Origin of the sequence: Bifidobacterium thermophilum (assembly GCF_037482445.1) — a bacterium.
GTDB lineage: Bacteria > Actinomycetota > Actinomycetes > Actinomycetales > Bifidobacteriaceae > Bifidobacterium > Bifidobacterium thermophilum_B.
This window is the reverse complement of sequence record NZ_JBBHLY010000012.1, coordinates 169,108-184,250: the sequence shown is the minus strand read 5'-3', so window position 1 is coordinate 184,250 and position 15,143 is coordinate 169,108. Positions and strand designations below refer to the sequence as shown.

Here is a 15,143-nt window from a genome sequence, read left to right as displayed (position 1 = left end):
AACCCGTTGGGATCTCGAAACGACCGGAAAGGGAATCAGTGCGGCAATGCCGCTTCACCGCCCGCGCAGCCGGTAGCGTTTGGTCCCGTCCTCGGCCGCCGGATGCGCCTGAGCGACCTCCCCGGCGCGCACGAGCTCGCGCAGCCCGGATGCCACGGCAAGCGGCGTCAGATGCAGCTCGCGGATGATCTCCTTCGCGCTCATCGCCGAATGGCGTTCCAACAGGTCCAGAATCGCCCGGGAAACCTCGGATGGCGAGTCGACGGTGTGGAGTTTGCGTTTCGTGAACGTCATCGTGAACATGCCATGCTCGTTGCGTGCCGCCGCCGGTTCGATACCCGCCTCTCGCAGCTGGGAGAAGATCTGCCGGAACCCGTCGCCTTCGGAGGCCACGACCATGCCGCCGCGCGGTGACGGTGTGAGTTCGAGCAGCGTGAACAGGAACTGGTTACGCGTGGATGTCATCGTCGGCCCGTCGTCCTGGGGACGTTTGGAAAGTACCTCCTGCGTGACAGTGCCGTACAATCCGCCGGGATTCGTGATGGTGATGCGGTCGGTGAACACGTTGACATGCACGGGCGTGCCCTGCGCGTCGGGGGAGTAGTCGCGGTGGATGAGTGCGTTCGCAATCGCCTCGCGCAGGGCGTCCGGCGGGTATTCGGGTTTGCGTGCGCCGATCCAGCGCATCAGCGATTCCGTGGTGTCCTCGATCATCACCGGAATGGACCCGACCACATGCTGTGTCGCAATCAACGATTCGTCACCGCGGAAGACGTCATCGGCGTTGGTGCCGGGGAATACCGCGACGGACACGCCGAGCCGCGGATAGTATTTCTGCGGGTACCTGCCGAGCGCGAGCAGACCGGCGAGTGTGGGGCGTAACATGCCGCCGACTTGGGAGGTATCACTGTCGTCATGGCGTAACACTTGCAGATCGCACAGCACCTGTTCGTCGCTGCGTCCGGCGAACACATGCGGGTGCCGTTCGCGCGCATTGCCGGTTACCGCTTGGACCAGGGCCGGATCAAGGTCATCGATAGTCGCTCGTGGAACAAGATCGAGATCATACGTGGGCTGGTTGTGCTCCTCGATAAGCCGATCGACCTCATATGCGGTCATGTGCCGGTCCCCGTCGCCCGTACGGATAAACGACCCGTCATGCGGGCCGAGCGCGGTGATGAAACACGGTTTGAGTCGCGGCTGCATCTCGTCGACCCGCGCGAACACCAGGTTGGTTCCCTCGAACGGGCAGGTGACAATCACCGGGCGCACCACGGGAGTAAGCCGCTCGCACGCCTGGCTGAGCGCCTCCTGCATGGCGCGCGCGTTGAACCCCTCGACCGGTGTGAACCCGTTCTTCTCCGACAAGCCGAGAATAATCCAGCCGCCGGAGCCGTTGGAGAACGCGGACAGCGTCTCGGTGATGGTCGAGGACATCTTGCGCTTGCATTCCTTGACCTCGCACTGCTGGGTGTCATTGCCGATGATGCGCATCAGACCGATGAGCTCGGTCATCGTGCTCGTGTAACGGTCCATAAGGCTTCCCTTCGCCGCCGGGTGTACCCCGTCACCGCACATTATCTCACAGAAAGAAGAATGCAAGGTGACCGGTATGCAACACGGCAGTGAGGATACGAGACCGATAAGCCGTTCAGTCGCCTTCGCCCGCGGAATCGGCCATTTGCATGATGACCACGTCGTGGCGCAAGCGGGATGCCTGGTCGTGGGTGAGTGAACCGTTGTCGCGTAGCGCGGCGATCGCTTCCAACTCCAGTGTGTGCGCCTGTGCCTGGGCGTCCTGGATGAGTTCGCGGCATCCGGCGGTCATGCGCGGTGCGGGTTTACCCGGGCGTATAGCCGTGCCATCTGTCATATGGCCGTCTGGGGCGGGGTTGAGCGCACGGTTGGCATGGGCGAGGGGAGTGCCTCGTTGCGTCAGCCGTCGAGCCGCTTTCGCCCGCACACGCTGGTCGTCGGTCAATGGTTCCGGCGACTCGGCGATATCACGAAGATACGTGTCGGTACGCTGCTGGATCGCGGTGACCAGCGCGATGAACTGCCGCTGGTCCGCTGGGCTGCCAAGATGCCGGTCGGACGGACGGTGCATGCCGCGAACGGCGAATCGGTGCCCGATGGCGGACAGGATATGCCTGACCGGCTTGCCGTCACGGCGGGCCCCATGCATCATCTGTGCCGCCCGTTGCAACGCCTGACGGCACAGGTCGACGGTCGCCTCATCGTATCCGCCCTGTGCGGCGATGTCGTCAAGATACTGTTCCTGCAGCGTGCCGATCTCGTCAATGAGCACCCGTACCGCGTATGAGGTGACGGGGTCAAGCTCGTCATCAAGCTCGCACACCTGCGCCTGGTATCCGCGCAGCACGAACGCGGTGGCGAACGCTCCCTCCCTGGTATGCTCGCTTGACAGCCGGCCGGTAAGCCCTTCCACCACATGTTCGGCGATTGCACGCCGCGCTTCCAAGAGTGCGCGATCATCCTTATGCTCGGTCTGCGGAGCGAGCAGCGGCATGACGAAGTTCGCCAACAGCAGGGTGATTACAATGACACCGGATGCGATGAACAGCAGGTCATCGCGATGCGGGAACGCTGAACCGTTGGAGAGCGTGGCCGGAATGGTCATCGCGATGGACAAGGTGACTGCGCCTTTCGGGCCGCCCAGTGTCATAATCGCGGCGTCCCGGGCCATGCAACGCCAGTCGTGGCGCGTGGCATGCCGATTGCGCAGCAGGTCCATCGCCATGAGCCAGACCCATCGAATGCCGAGAGTGACGATGGTCGCCACGGCGGTCAGCAACAGCAGCTGCCCGGTGGCGACCGATCCGTTCCACGACGGCAGCAGCGCCGCGGGCAGCTGCATGCCCAGAATGAGGAACACCACGCCGTTGAGGATGAATGACAGCGTTTGCCAGATGCCGGAGGACACCACTTCGAGTTTGGCGCGGGCGGTGGAACGGCGGTGGGGGAGCAGCGTGAACACCAGGCCCGCCGCGACCACCGCGAGAATGCCGCTGACATGCAGCGCTTCGGCGCCGAGGAAGACCGCGAAGGGGATGATCAGCTCGTAGACCACATGGAACGTGGTACCGTCAAGACCGATGGCGCGCACACCGTCGCCGATAAGCGCGGCAAGCAGACCGGCGACGGCACCCAATGCAAGACCACCGGCGAAGGAGATGGCGAAAGTTCCGGTCGCCTGCGACAGCGAGAACGCCCCCGTTGTCGCCGCGGCGACCGCGAACTGGAACGACACCACACCGGACGCATCATTGAACAGCGCCTCCCCGGAAAGTGTCGCGCGCTGGCGTTCATCCAGCGCCACGCTCCCGGAGAGCGAAGCGACCGCTGCGGCATCGGTCGGCCCCAAAGTCGCGCCCAAAGCGAAGGCGGCGGCAAGCGGGATGCTCGGCTCCACCAGATGCAAGGCGAACCCCACGCCGAGCGTGATCGCGATGACCAGACCGATTGCCAGCGACAGGATCCCGCCGAGATTGCGCATTAAGGCTCTGCGGTCGATATGCCGGGATTCATCGAACAGCAGGGGCGCGATGAACAACACCAGGAACAGTTCGGCATCCAGGTGCGTGTCGAGCGCGGTCGGAGCCACCAGCATAATGACCACGCCCATGATCATCTGCACGAGCGGCAGTGACAGGCGCGTCATGATCTGGTCCAGCACGGCACTCACCAGCACTGCGGCAATCAGCAGCAACGTGGTAATCAGCAGTTCCATCGTCCACCTGCCCTCATTCGGGTGTTATCTGAGTCTTCGCTCAGCTATCGGCCACATGAGCCGCGCTGTGTCACTTCTCGGTATTGCCGTTCGACGTGAGGAAATGCTCTTCGCTGGGCAGTACCGCGTTAAGAATGACCGCGACCACGAAGGCCAGCGCGATGCAGTTGCTCGCGAAAATCGACTGGAACAGTGCGGGGAACTGGGAGAAGATGCCCTGCACCTGCGTGAAGCCGATACCGATGGTCAGGCTGAGCGCCGCGATGGCGATATTGCGCTGTGTGAAACCTGCTTCGGCGATCATCTGGAAGCCTGAGAGCACGATTGTGCCGAACATCATGATGGTGCAGCCGCCCAGCACTGCTTGCGGCAGCGAGTTGAACACTGCAGCGATGCCAGGGACGAAGCTTGCGAGCACCAGAATCAGGCCGCCGGAGAGAATCACCTTGCGGTTGACGACCTTGGTCATCGCCACGAGCCCGATATTCTGTGCAAACGATGTCAACGGCAGGCAGCCGAACAGGCCGGAAACGCTGGAAATCAGGCCGTCACCGGCGATTGCACCGGCGGTTTCACGCTCAGAAGGCGCACGGTTGAGACCGACCTTCGCCAACGCGGCGGTGTCGCCGAGCACTTCAACCGAGGAAACCACGTACAACAGGGCGAAGGAGATGATCGCACCCGCGTCGAACTGCACCTTGAACGGCATGACATGCGGCGCGCTGAGCACCGCCAGGTTCTGGAACCCGGAGAAATCGACTTTGCCCATGAACAAGGCCACCACGTAGCCCACCACGAGGCCGAAGAGCACCGACAGCTGCTTGGCGGTGCCTTTCATCAGCAGCTGGAACGCCAGGCAGGCGACCAGAGAGACCAGACCGAGGGTCAGGTTCTGCCAGCTGCTGAAATCCTTGGCTCCTGAGCCGCCGCCGAATGATGTCGCGCCGACGCTGAGCAGTGAGAAACCGATCGAGGTGACCACGATTGCCGACACGATCGGCGGGACGAAACGGCGCCAGAACCGTGCGGTCAGGCCGAGTACAAGTTCAAGCAGACCGCCGACCATCACCGCGCCGACAACCGCGCCATACCCTTTGTCGCTGACCACGGCGATGGCGGCCGCCACGTAAGTGAAGGAAATACCGGTGACCATGGGCAGGCGGCTGCCGATACGCCACAGCGGGTACAGCTGGAGGCAGGTGCCCAGGCCGGCGACCAGCAGACCGTTCTGGATGATCATCGCGGACTGTTCCGGGCTCATCTTCGCGGCCGCTGTCACAAGGAAGATCGGGGCAAGATTCGCCACGAACATCGCCATCACGTGCTGCAGGCCGAAGGGGATACCTTTCCAGAAGGAAATCTTGCCATCCAATTCGGTCAGCGGGTTGGATGTCGCCGCTTTCGCCGTGTCGATTGATGCGGCGGCGGCCGTGGTGTCCGGCGTGTTCTCCTTCGTGGCAGTGTCTTGCACGGTGTTGCCTTGTACAGGTTTGCCTTGCGTCGCGTTGTCCTGAGTTGTCGTCGTAGCCGTCGTCGTCATGTTCTCGTCGGCTGCCGTCTTGTCGTCTTCCGACGGCGTTTCGATGGGGTTGCCCATATGTCTCCTGCCTGTCTTTCCTGGTCTCTTCTGTGTTGTTCGTGTATTTGCCGTGCGCAACCCGTCAGGCTTCGCGGAATGCGATCTCGCCGGTGTCGGGGTCCATGGAGTCCACGATCGCCAACGATTGCAGGTCATAGCCTGCCTCGCGCAGCTTCGCACCGCCGTCCTGGAAGCCCTTCTCGATGGCGATGCCGATGCCTTCGACCACCACGCCGGCTTCGTGGCACAGCTCGATCAGCCCCTCCATCGCCTTGCCGTTGGCGAGGAAATCATCGATGAGCAGCACATGCTCGCCGGGGTTCAGGAAGCGCTTGGACACGATGACCGGGAACTCGCGCTGCTTGGTGAACGAGTACACCTTCGTGACATACTGGTCGCCGTCAAGATTGATGGACTGCGCTTTCTTGGCGAACACGACCGGCACGTCGCCGAAATGCCGGGCCGCGACACAGGCGATGCCGATGCCTGAAGCCTCGATGGTCAGGATCTTGTCGACCTGCTTGCCGGCGAACAGCCGCGCCCATTCCCGGCCCATCTGGTCGAACAGCTTGACATCGCATTGATGGTTCAGAAACGCGTCCACTTTGAGGACATTTCCCGGCTTGACGATACCGTCACGACGGATGCGCTCTTCGAGTTCTTTCATTGACCTGCCTCGTGTTCTCTTGTGGAGCCTTGGCCCCGGCTTGTCTGGCCACCCTCGCGGCACTGTATTTCATACGGTTCGGGGGCGCATGACGACATACGCGACGAGCCTGGCCGGGACGGGTGTAATGGAGAGAGCATACCGCGAGCGCCGCACATCCGCCCGGCAGTAGGCGCGCGTCGTGCTGACCTGTGGCTGTGGTAGAAATTATGGGCGCCGTACAGTCGGCGATGGCATGATTCGGAGGGTGACAGTGTTCGACAATGATTCCCCAGTTCTCGCTCGCAGCGCGCAGGAGCTGCTCGGCGGCCTCAATCCGCAGCAGGCGCAGGCGGTCCAGTATCAGGGTCCGGCACTGCTGATTGGCGCGGGCGCCGGTTCCGGCAAGACGCGTGTGCTCACCCGTCGTATCGCGTGGATCCTCACCCAGTTCAACGCCTGGGCGAGCCAGATCCTCGCCATCACCTTCACCAACAAGGCTGCCGCAGAAATGCGCGAGCGTCTGACCACGCTCATCGGCCCGGTCGCCCAGCGTATGTGGGTGTCCACCTTCCATTCGGCATGCGTGCGTATCCTTCGCCGTGACGGGCAGGCCATCGGCTTGAACTCCGGTTTCTCCATCTACGACACCCAGGACTGCCAGCGGCTGGTCAAGCTCATCGCCACCGACCTGAACATCGATATCAAACGCTATACCCCGCGTGCGATGCTCGCCAGGATCTCGGATTACAAGAACAATCTGCAAACGTGGCAGGGTCAGCTCAAGCAGTTCGCCCCGGATTACCGTCCCGGCCAGCGCGGCTACCAGTTGGGCCGATACGGCAATGAGGAGCAGATGTATGCCGTGGTCTACGCGGAATACCAGCATCGTCTCGCCGCGGCGAATGCCGTCGATTTCGATGACCTGATCATGCGTACCGTCGAACTGCTGCGCACCCAGCCGGATGTCGCCGATTACTACCGGCATAAGTTCCGGTATATTCTCGTCGACGAATACCAGGACACCAACCACGCGCAATACGTGCTGATCCGCGAGCTTGCGGGCATCGACGCCCATGAGCAGCCGGACTCCTCGGTGATCGGCGCCGGCAGGGTAGGTCCGGCGTGGGTGACGGTCGTCGGCGATTCTGACCAGTCGATTTACGCGTTCCGCGGCGCGGATATCAGCAATATCCAGGATTTCGAGAAGGATTTCCTGGACGCGAATACCATCATGCTCGAGCAGAACTACCGTTCGACGCAGACGATTCTCGACGCGGCCAACGCGGTCATCTCCCACAACGAAGGGCGCAAACCCAAGAAGCTGTGGACCGCAGCCGGCAAGGGCGCACCGATTACAGGCTACGCGGCGGACAACGCGCAGCAGGAAGCCTTGTGGATCGCCACCGAAATCGCCCGTCTGGTCGCCGAAGACGGCTACAAGTACTCCGATGTTTCCATCATGTACCGGGCGAACGCCCAATCGCGTTCCCTTGAAGAGGCCTTGATCAACGCGGGCATCCCGTACCAGCTCATCGGCGGCACCAAGTTCTATGAGCGCAAGGAAATCAAGGACGCCATCGCTTATCTTCAGGCGATCGTCAACCCGGCCGACAGCGTGAATATGCGACGTATTCTCAACGTGCCCAAGCGTGGTCTCGGTGCGCGTGCCGAAGCGATGGTCGCCGCTTATGCCGACGCCCATGCGGCGCCGTTCTGGCAAGGCATAGCCAATATGGAACAGATCGAGGGGCTGCCCACGCGCACCGCGAAATCGCTCGGCGCATTCCGCGACACCATGCAGCATCTCGCCGCCTTCGCGCGCGACCATGCGAACCAGCCGTCGGACATCGTCGCCGAAGTGCTTGACAAGTCCGGTCTGCTCGAGGAACTGCAACGCTCCGAAGACCCGCAGGACGCCTCCCGTGTGGAGAACCTCTCGCAGTTGCAATCGGTTGCAGCCGAATTTGAGCAGAATACGCCCGACGCGACCCTCGAAAGCTTCCTCGAAACCACCGCGCTCGTCGCGGATTCCGACCAGCTGCCCGGCGAGAACGAGGACAGTGGCAAGGTCACGCTCATGACCCTGCACACCGCCAAGGGGCTCGAATACCCGGTCGTGTTCCTCACCGGCATGGAACAGGGCACGTTCCCTCATTCCCGCTCGCTCGAAGACACCAGCGAACTGGCAGAGGAACGCCGGCTCGCCTACGTGGGCATCACCCGCGCCAAGCAGCGCCTGTACCTGACGCGCGCCGCGGTCCGTTCGCAGTGGGGGCGTGCCGATGATATGATGCCCAGCCAGTTCCTGGACGAAATCCCTGACGAACTCATCGATTGGAAGCGGCGTGAGGCGAGCACCGAGCGCATGGGCGGTGGCTGGAAGTCCGGCGGCCTGGACGATGACGAGTTCGGCGGCTGGGGCGATGATGAAGATTTCAGCTCGACCAGCTTTGGCGGATCCACCTTCGGATCATACGGCTCGCGCGGCTCGTATGGTTCCGGCCGTTCCTCATCGTCCCGGCGTTCCGGCGGCTCGACGTACGGCTCCTCCTACGGCGGGTCTTCGTATGGCGGCTCATCCTACGGATCGCGGTCCGGCTCGTCCTCGTCGCGCGGCTACGGGTCGCGTTCGGGCTCCTCGTATGGTTCCCGCGGCTCGTACGGCTATGGTTCGTCATCCGGCTCCGGGCGTTCCGGGAAAGTGACCACCCGGCACACCTCAGCCGTCTCGCACAAGAAGAGCCCCGCATCCGGCGCATCGCAGGTGGGCAAGGACAACGGCCTGAACATCGCCGATTTCAATGTAGGCGACAAGATCACGCACGACAAGTATGGCCTCGGTACCGTGCTGGAAACCCAGGACAAAGGGCGCAACTCGGTAATCACCGTGGACTTCGGGTCCGACGGTGTCAAGCGGCTGATGCTGCGCGCCGCCCCGATCGAGAAGCTGTGAGCCGCTCGCCATCCGCCCCGCGACGCCACGAGCAGTGTGACGGCCTAAGGTACGGGCGCGTGACGGGTCCAGAACGAGCGTTCAGACCGCAGTCACGATAGGATTGGCGGTGGAACACACCTGTCGTCGGAGAGGGGACACTATGGCATTGGCGGCCGATGACCTTGCGAGGATGCTGCTGCCGTCGGTCCTGCTCGTGGAAGACGACCGGCAGCTGGGCGGTATGCTGCAGGAGATGCTCGCCGTGGACTATCGCATGTCATGGGCACGCTCCTTGGGTGAAGCCCGCGGCTGTATTGCGGACAACCGATACGATGCCCTGATTGTCGACCGGCGTCTGCCCGACGGCGACGGGCTCGAACTGTTGACATTGCTGCGTACGCGCGGACTGGGCATCCCCGTGCTCATGCTCACCGCTCTGTCATCCACGGATGACGTGGTACGCGGACTGGACAGCGGCGCCAACGATTATCTGGCGAAGCCCTTCCATATGGCCGAACTCCAGGCCCGTCTGCGCGCATTGCTCCGGGGATTCACGGCACAAGGGCGCAGTGTCGTCATCGGGGACTGGCTGCTGAAACCCGAAGCATCGGATGTCGAGGACCCGCAAGGGCATACCATACCGTTGACAATCACCGAGACCCGTCTCCTGGCTACGCTCGCCCGCGACCCGGACCACGTGTTCACCCGCACCGAGTTGTTGGCGCAAGTATTCGCCCAAGGCTCCGATCCAGGTACCGTCGATGTGTATGTCTCGTATATTCGCAACAAAACCACCCGAGACATGATCGACACCGTGCGTGGCCGCGGGTACCGTATCGGCACTCCCGAATGACATGACGGCACCGATATCGATGCCGTGGGCGAACGGAAAGGAACCACGATGAGTTTCAAGTTGACCGCCGGGCAGGATCCGAGCAACGGGCGCGACCGCACGGTGGCGGATATCGACCCGGATGTCGACGTCGCCGGATCGCTGGTCCGTGACATGACCATCACCATGGCCGCCGTCACCGCATTGGGTGGGCTTATTCTTGTGGTCGGTGTGATTCTCGGCTCGCGCCACGAAATCAACGAACGTGGCGCCGGCACCGGGGTGGGGGAATTCGTCAGGGAGCTTGGCGGCGGACTGATGGTCATCGATACCGCCAAGGCGGTAGGATTCACGGTTCTGTTCGTGCTCGATGTAATCACGGCGGTCGCAGCCACCGGATGGTACTACTCCCGTAAGGAGATTGCCCCGATTCAGCGGGCGTTGCACATGCAGCGCGATTTCGTCGCGGATGCCAGCCACGAATTGAAAACGCCGATCGCCGTCATCACCACGCGTGTCGAACTGATTCGTTTTCGTCAGCAACGTGGCGAGGATATCAGCGAGCCGCTTGACGAACTCAGCCTAGATGTCGACAGGATGAACGCCATTCTCAGCGATTTGCTTGCCGCCGCTCGAGGGGCTGTACAGGCGCACCCGGTGCGGTTGCCGTCGATCGTGCGTTCGGCGCTTGACGATATGCGGCCGTTGGCAGACCGTGCCGATGTGAATATGGATCTGACGGTCGAGCCTGACACGCGAGAGTGTGCTGTTCTGGGTGATGAAACGGGTATTGGGCGATGCTTCGTCGCCGTACTTGACAATGCCATCGCCCACAGCCCGGCCGGCAGCAGGATTTCGGTGACTGTGCGGCGAACCGATAGGCTGGCAGCGGATTGTACCGACAATCTGTGGCATATGCGGCATCTGCGTCACCGGCAGCGCACGAACCCGTATGTCCAAGTCAGCATCAGCGATCAGGGCCAGGGAATCAGCGGGGATCCTGAACGGCTGTTCCGCAGGTTCGCCCGCGAGGACGCCGGAACAGGACACCAAGGCTATGGGCTTGGACTCGCCTTGGCCCGCGACGCGGCATTCCGGTACGGCGCAACGCTTGCCGTGCAGTCCACGGGACCCCAGGGCACCACCATGCTGCTGACTTTTCCGGTGGCACAGCCGCAAGCTTAGCGTTATCTAAGCAGGCGCCCGGTACGCTCGGCAGACATGGATAACACAATCATCATGGCCGCTTCACAAGGCGGCATCATCTCTTCCATAACCGACTGGCTGGTCTCCCTCATGTCGCAGATGGGCGGTATCGGCGTGGCTGTGGCGGTGTTCCTTGAAAATCTGTTCCCGCCTATTCCTTCGGAAGTCATTCTTCCTCTCGCGGGCGTGACCGCGTCACAAGGCAAAATGGGGCTGGTCGAGGCGATCGTCTGGGCCACCGCCGGTTCCCTGATCGGCGCATTGGTGCTGTATGCGATCGCGGCTGCGATCGGATCGCAGCGCATCCGCCGGTTGTTCGACATCATGCCCTTGGTGCAGGCTTCGGATATTGATACCGCTGACACCTGGTTCGCGAGGTATGGCGGGTTGTCAGTGCTCATCGGGCGTGTCATCCCGGTTGTGCGCAGCCTGATTTCGATTCCTGCCGGACTGGCACGTATGGGGCTGGCCCGATTCATCGGACTGACCGTCTTGGGTTCCGCGGTATGGAACACCGCGTTGGTCATGGCTGGGTACGCGTTGGGCCAGCGTTGGCAGGTGATCGTGTCGTTCCTTGACCGGTTCCAGGTCGTCGTCATCGTGCTGCTGGCGGCGCTGATAGTGTGGTATCTTGTCGTGTCGGTGCGCAGGGCGTTGCTTGCCCGAGACACGCAGTCGTGAGCATGGTGTATGTTAGACGTTCGTGTGTGCAACCGCACGCACTATCTGGAGTCTTAGCCCGTCAGTGGGTCGGCGGCGGTCCGTATGAAGCGGTCCTCCGTTCGTGCATGGCACGATGAAGCACTGGAGAGGCCGGCTCAGCGCGAGGGGATACCTTTCGCGTTCCGTTCAGATAACGACAGAAAAGGAACAATATGACTAACGCTCAGCGTTCCCGCCGTCAGGTGCGTCTTTCCCGCGCCCTCGGCATTGCACTGACCCCGAAGGCCCAGCGCCTGTTCGAAAAGCGTCCGTACGCTCCTGGCGAGCACGGCCGCACCCGTCGCCGCACCGAATCCGATTACGCGGTGCGTCTGCGTGAGAAGCAGCGTCTGCGCGCCCAGTACGGCATCTCCGAGAAGCAGCTTCGCGCCGCTTACGTCAAGGGCACCCGTACCGCCGGCCAGACCGGTGCAGCTATGCTCACCGATCTCGAAACCCGTCTTGACGCCCTCGTGCTGCGTGCCGGCTTCGCCCGCACGACCGCCCAGGCCCGCCAGTTCGTGGTGCATCGTCACATCATGGTCGACGGCAACGTCGTCGATCGCCCATCCTACCGTGTCAAGCCCGGCCAGACCATCCAGGTCAAGCCGAAGAGCCAGACCATGGTGCCGTTCCAGGCTGCTGCCGAAGGCGTCCACCGTGACGTGCTCCCGGCCGTTCCGCCGTACCTCGACGTCAACCTCGCTTCCCTGAAGGCGACCCTGACCCGCAAGCCCGTTCCGGAAGAGATCCCGGTGCAGGTGAACATCCAGTACGTCGTCGAGTTCTACGCTCGCTGACCTGGATCCATTCCATTTTTCAAGGACATACAGCATAAGACCCCGCTTTTACCGGCGGGGTCTTATGCTATCTGCATACCGGCGCATATAGGCGGGCTTGACAGTCAAGGCATTGGCCGGGCGATTCTGTGACGGAGGAGACATGGCGGAGAAGACAAGGCGACGGCAGGTTCCGGACAGCATCGAGGTCAGGGGAGCGCGGGTCCATAATCTCAAGGACATTGATGTCTCGGTCCCGCTCAACAATTTCGTGGGCATCGCCGGAGTGTCGGGCTCGGGCAAGAGCTCGCTGGCGCTCGGCGTCCTCTACGCCGAAGGGTCGCGTCGGTATCTGGAAGCGTTGTCAACATATACCCGCCGCCGCATCACGCAATCGGAGCGTGCCGACGTCGATGAGGTAGAGCATGTCCCTTCGGCACTGGCATTGCATCAGCGGCCGGCGGTCCCTGACATCAGATCCACGTTCGGCACGATGACCGAACTGCTCAACGGTTTGCGCCTGTTGTATTCACGGACCGGATCGTATACCTGTCCCAACGGCCATCGCGTGCCGCCGACCATGAACGTGGCGCTGGAGCGTCCGATCGTCTGCCCCCAATGCCATGAACAGTTCTACGGCCGCGGCGCCGAGGAGATGGCGTTCAACAGCGATGGCGCATGTCCCGCATGCTCCGGTACCGGTGTGCAACGTGTCGTGGACGAGTCGACGTTGGTGCCCGATGAATCCCTGAGCATCGACGATGGCGCTGTCGCCCCATGGGGCACGCTCATGTGGTCGCTGATGAAGGGCATCGTCCGCCAGATGGGCGTCCGCACGGATATTCCATTCCGTGAGCTGAACGCGCAGGAACGCGAAATCGTGTTCCATGGCCCGGCCGAGAAGCATCACATCGTCGTGCATAACAAAGGTACCGATACCGCCACCGAGCTTGATTTCACGTACTACAGCGCGGTCAGGTCGGTGGAAAACGCGTTGTCGCGCGCCACCAGCGAATCCGCCGTCAAACGTGTCTCGCGGTTCCTCAAAGAGCAGACCTGCCCGCAATGCGGTGGAACCAGACTGTGTGAGGCCGCACGCGACCCGATCATCAAAGGCATCGATCTTCCCCAGGCGTGCGCGATGACGTTGGACGAGTTCGCCGTCTGGCTTGCGGATATCCCGTCCGTGATGCCCGGTGATGTCGCCGGTATGGCGACCGATATCATCGACACCATGCGCGAGCCCATCGCCCGTCTCCAGCAGCTCGGGCTCGGGTATCTGTCGCTGGACAGGCCGGGCGCGACCCTGTCCACCGGCGAACGCCAACGCGTCCAACTTTCGCGTGCGGTGCGCAACCGTACCACCGGCGTGCTGTATGTGCTCGACGAGCCATCGATCGGCTTGCATCCTGCGAATGTCGACGGTTTGCTCGGCGTGATCGACGATCTGCTGGCCGACGGCAATTCCGTGGTCGTAGTGGACCATGACGCGCGGGTCCTGCGCCAAGCCGACCACATCATCGAGATAGGCCCGGGGTCCGGAGACGCCGGCGGGCGGGTCATCGCGCAAGGCACTGTCGCCCAGGTCGCCGCGACCGCGGAATCCCACATCGGCGGATTCCTCGACGGCTCGCGTTCGGTGCATCCGAGGCAACGCGCATCGGAACGCGATATGTTCGCCCTCGGTGCCATCACCATGTCGACATCCCCGATCCATACCGTCTCGTCGCTTGACGTGCGTATCCCGGTCGGCAGGCTCACCGCCGTGACCGGAGTGTCGGGTTCCGGCAAAACGACCATGGTATTGGAAAGCCTGATTCCCGCGCTTGAACGGCATACGGCAGGTCAAGCGTTGCCGGAACATGTGCGCGGCATCGATCCCGCTGGCATCGAACAGGTGCATCTCATCGATTCCACGCCGATCGGGGCGAATATCCGTTCGACAGTCGCCACCTACTCCGGCGTGCTGGACCCGTTGCGGCGCGTATTCGCAGCGACCGATACCGCCAGGTCGCGTGGTCTTCATGCCGGCGATTTCTCGTATAACACCGGTTCGCTGCGCTGCCCGACCTGCGACGGGACAGGCACGATCTCGCTCGACGTGCAGTTCCTTCCCGATGTCGAGATCATCTGCCCCGATTGCCGGGGATCGAGATATGGGCACGATGCGTGGGAAATCACCCGCACGTTTACCGGCAAGGACAAGTGGCATCCGGTGACGGTGAGCCTGCCGCAACTCATGGCCATGACCATAGATGACGCCATGGGATGCCTTGTCTCCCAGCGCAAGATAGTTGCCAAGCTCAAAACGCTCCACGACCTGGGCATCGGGTATCTTACCCTGGGGGAGGCCACACCGGCGTTGTCCGGCGGCGAGGCGCAACGGTTGAAACTCGCCGGGCAGATCGGCAAGGACCAGCGTCATGCGCTGTTCGTATTCGACGAGCCGACCATCGGCCTTCATCCGCTTGATGTCGAAGTGCTGATCGGCGTGTTGCAGAACCTGCTTGACTGTGGGGCGACCATCATCGTCATCGAGCATGATCTGGATATGATCGCGAACGCCGATTGGATTATCGACATGGGGCCGGGAGGCGGCTCATACGGCGGCCGTATCGTGTGCGCGGGGACTGCCGAACAGGTTGCCGCCACCCCTGCCAGCGTTACCGGCAGATACCTGTAATCTGACGCATGCCGCAATAACCGCGCC

At 62.4% G+C, this 15,143-nt stretch carries 10 protein-coding genes; 6 read left to right on the top strand and 4 right to left on the bottom strand.

All coding sequences use genetic code 11. The features are described from left to right. Positions 1-54 precede the first annotated feature (54 nt). The 4 genes from WD012_RS07795 to WD012_RS07780 all read right to left on the bottom strand — a co-directional run bounded on the left by WD012_RS07795 (position 55) and on the right by WD012_RS07780 (position 5,997). Positions 55-1,578, bottom strand: a complete 1,524-nt coding sequence (locus WD012_RS07795) for an ATP-binding protein (RefSeq protein WP_422614384.1) — start codon at positions 1,576-1,578, stop codon at positions 55-57. A 73-nt stretch (positions 1,579-1,651) separates the two neighbouring features. Continuing rightward, positions 1,652-3,751 (bottom strand): cation:proton antiporter, encoded by a 2,100-nt coding sequence (locus WD012_RS07790; RefSeq protein ID WP_339563179.1) that lies wholly within the window; start codon positions 3,749-3,751, stop codon positions 1,652-1,654. Between the two features lie 70 nt (positions 3,752-3,821). After that, positions 3,822-5,348 (bottom strand): nucleobase:cation symporter-2 family protein, encoded by a 1,527-nt coding sequence (locus WD012_RS07785; protein WP_339563178.1) that lies wholly within the window; start codon positions 5,346-5,348, stop codon positions 3,822-3,824. Positions 5,349-5,412: 64 nt separating this feature from the next. Beyond that, positions 5,413-5,997, bottom strand: a complete 585-nt coding sequence (locus tag WD012_RS07780; protein ID WP_339563177.1) for a xanthine phosphoribosyltransferase — start codon at positions 5,995-5,997, stop codon at positions 5,413-5,415. Positions 5,998-6,232: 235 nt separating this feature from the next. Between WD012_RS07780 and WD012_RS07775 the strand changes: the two genes are divergently transcribed. From WD012_RS07775 to WD012_RS07750, 6 genes are all read left to right on the top strand, one after another. Continuing rightward, positions 6,233-8,932 (top strand): UvrD-helicase domain-containing protein, encoded by a 2,700-nt coding sequence (locus WD012_RS07775; RefSeq protein ID WP_422614383.1) that lies wholly within the window; start codon positions 6,233-6,235, stop codon positions 8,930-8,932. 142 nt (positions 8,933-9,074) lie between these two features. Beyond that, positions 9,075-9,767: a response regulator transcription factor gene (locus WD012_RS07770; RefSeq protein ID WP_339563175.1), complete on the top strand. Its 693-nt coding sequence runs from the start codon at positions 9,075-9,077 to the stop codon at positions 9,765-9,767. A 48-nt stretch (positions 9,768-9,815) separates the two neighbouring features. Further along, positions 9,816-10,931, top strand: coding sequence for a sensor histidine kinase (locus tag WD012_RS07765; protein WP_339563174.1), 1,116 nt, complete (start codon positions 9,816-9,818; stop codon positions 10,929-10,931). A 54-nt stretch (positions 10,932-10,985) separates the two neighbouring features. Further along, positions 10,986-11,633 (top strand): DedA family protein, encoded by a 648-nt coding sequence (locus WD012_RS07760; protein ID WP_339563173.1) that lies wholly within the window; start codon positions 10,986-10,988, stop codon positions 11,631-11,633. A gap of 194 nt (positions 11,634-11,827) precedes the next feature. Then, complete coding sequence (gene rpsD, locus WD012_RS07755; protein WP_339563172.1) at positions 11,828-12,454, top strand: 30S ribosomal protein S4; 627 nt, start codon at positions 11,828-11,830, stop codon at positions 12,452-12,454. A gap of 142 nt (positions 12,455-12,596) precedes the next feature. Then, complete coding sequence (locus tag WD012_RS07750) at positions 12,597-15,116, top strand: excinuclease ABC subunit UvrA (protein ID WP_339563171.1); 2,520 nt, start codon at positions 12,597-12,599, stop codon at positions 15,114-15,116. Positions 15,117-15,143: the final 27 nt, after the last annotated feature.

Coding starts and splice junctions, on each gene's coding strand:
- WD012_RS07775 (WP_422614383.1), top strand. CDS start 6,233: ATGATTCGGAGGGTGACAGTGTTCGACAATGATTCCCCAGTTCTCGCT.
- rpsD (WP_339563172.1), top strand. CDS start 11,828: ATGACTAACGCTCAGCGTTCCCGCCGTCAGGTGCGTCTTTCCCGCGCC.
- WD012_RS07790 (WP_339563179.1), bottom strand. CDS start 3,751: ATGGAACTGCTGATTACCACGTTGCTGCTGATTGCCGCAGTGCTGGTG.
- WD012_RS07750 (WP_339563171.1), top strand. CDS start 12,597: ATGGCGGAGAAGACAAGGCGACGGCAGGTTCCGGACAGCATCGAGGTC.
- WD012_RS07765 (WP_339563174.1), top strand. CDS start 9,816: ATGAGTTTCAAGTTGACCGCCGGGCAGGATCCGAGCAACGGGCGCGAC.
- WD012_RS07785 (WP_339563178.1), bottom strand. CDS start 5,348: ATGGGCAACCCCATCGAAACGCCGTCGGAAGACGACAAGACGGCAGCC.
- WD012_RS07795 (WP_422614384.1), bottom strand. CDS start 1,578: ATGTGCGGTGACGGGGTACACCCGGCGGCGAAGGGAAGCCTTATGGAC.
- WD012_RS07760 (WP_339563173.1), top strand. CDS start 10,986: ATGGCCGCTTCACAAGGCGGCATCATCTCTTCCATAACCGACTGGCTG.
- WD012_RS07770 (WP_339563175.1), top strand. CDS start 9,075: ATGGCATTGGCGGCCGATGACCTTGCGAGGATGCTGCTGCCGTCGGTC.
- WD012_RS07780 (WP_339563177.1), bottom strand. CDS start 5,997: ATGAAAGAACTCGAAGAGCGCATCCGTCGTGACGGTATCGTCAAGCCG.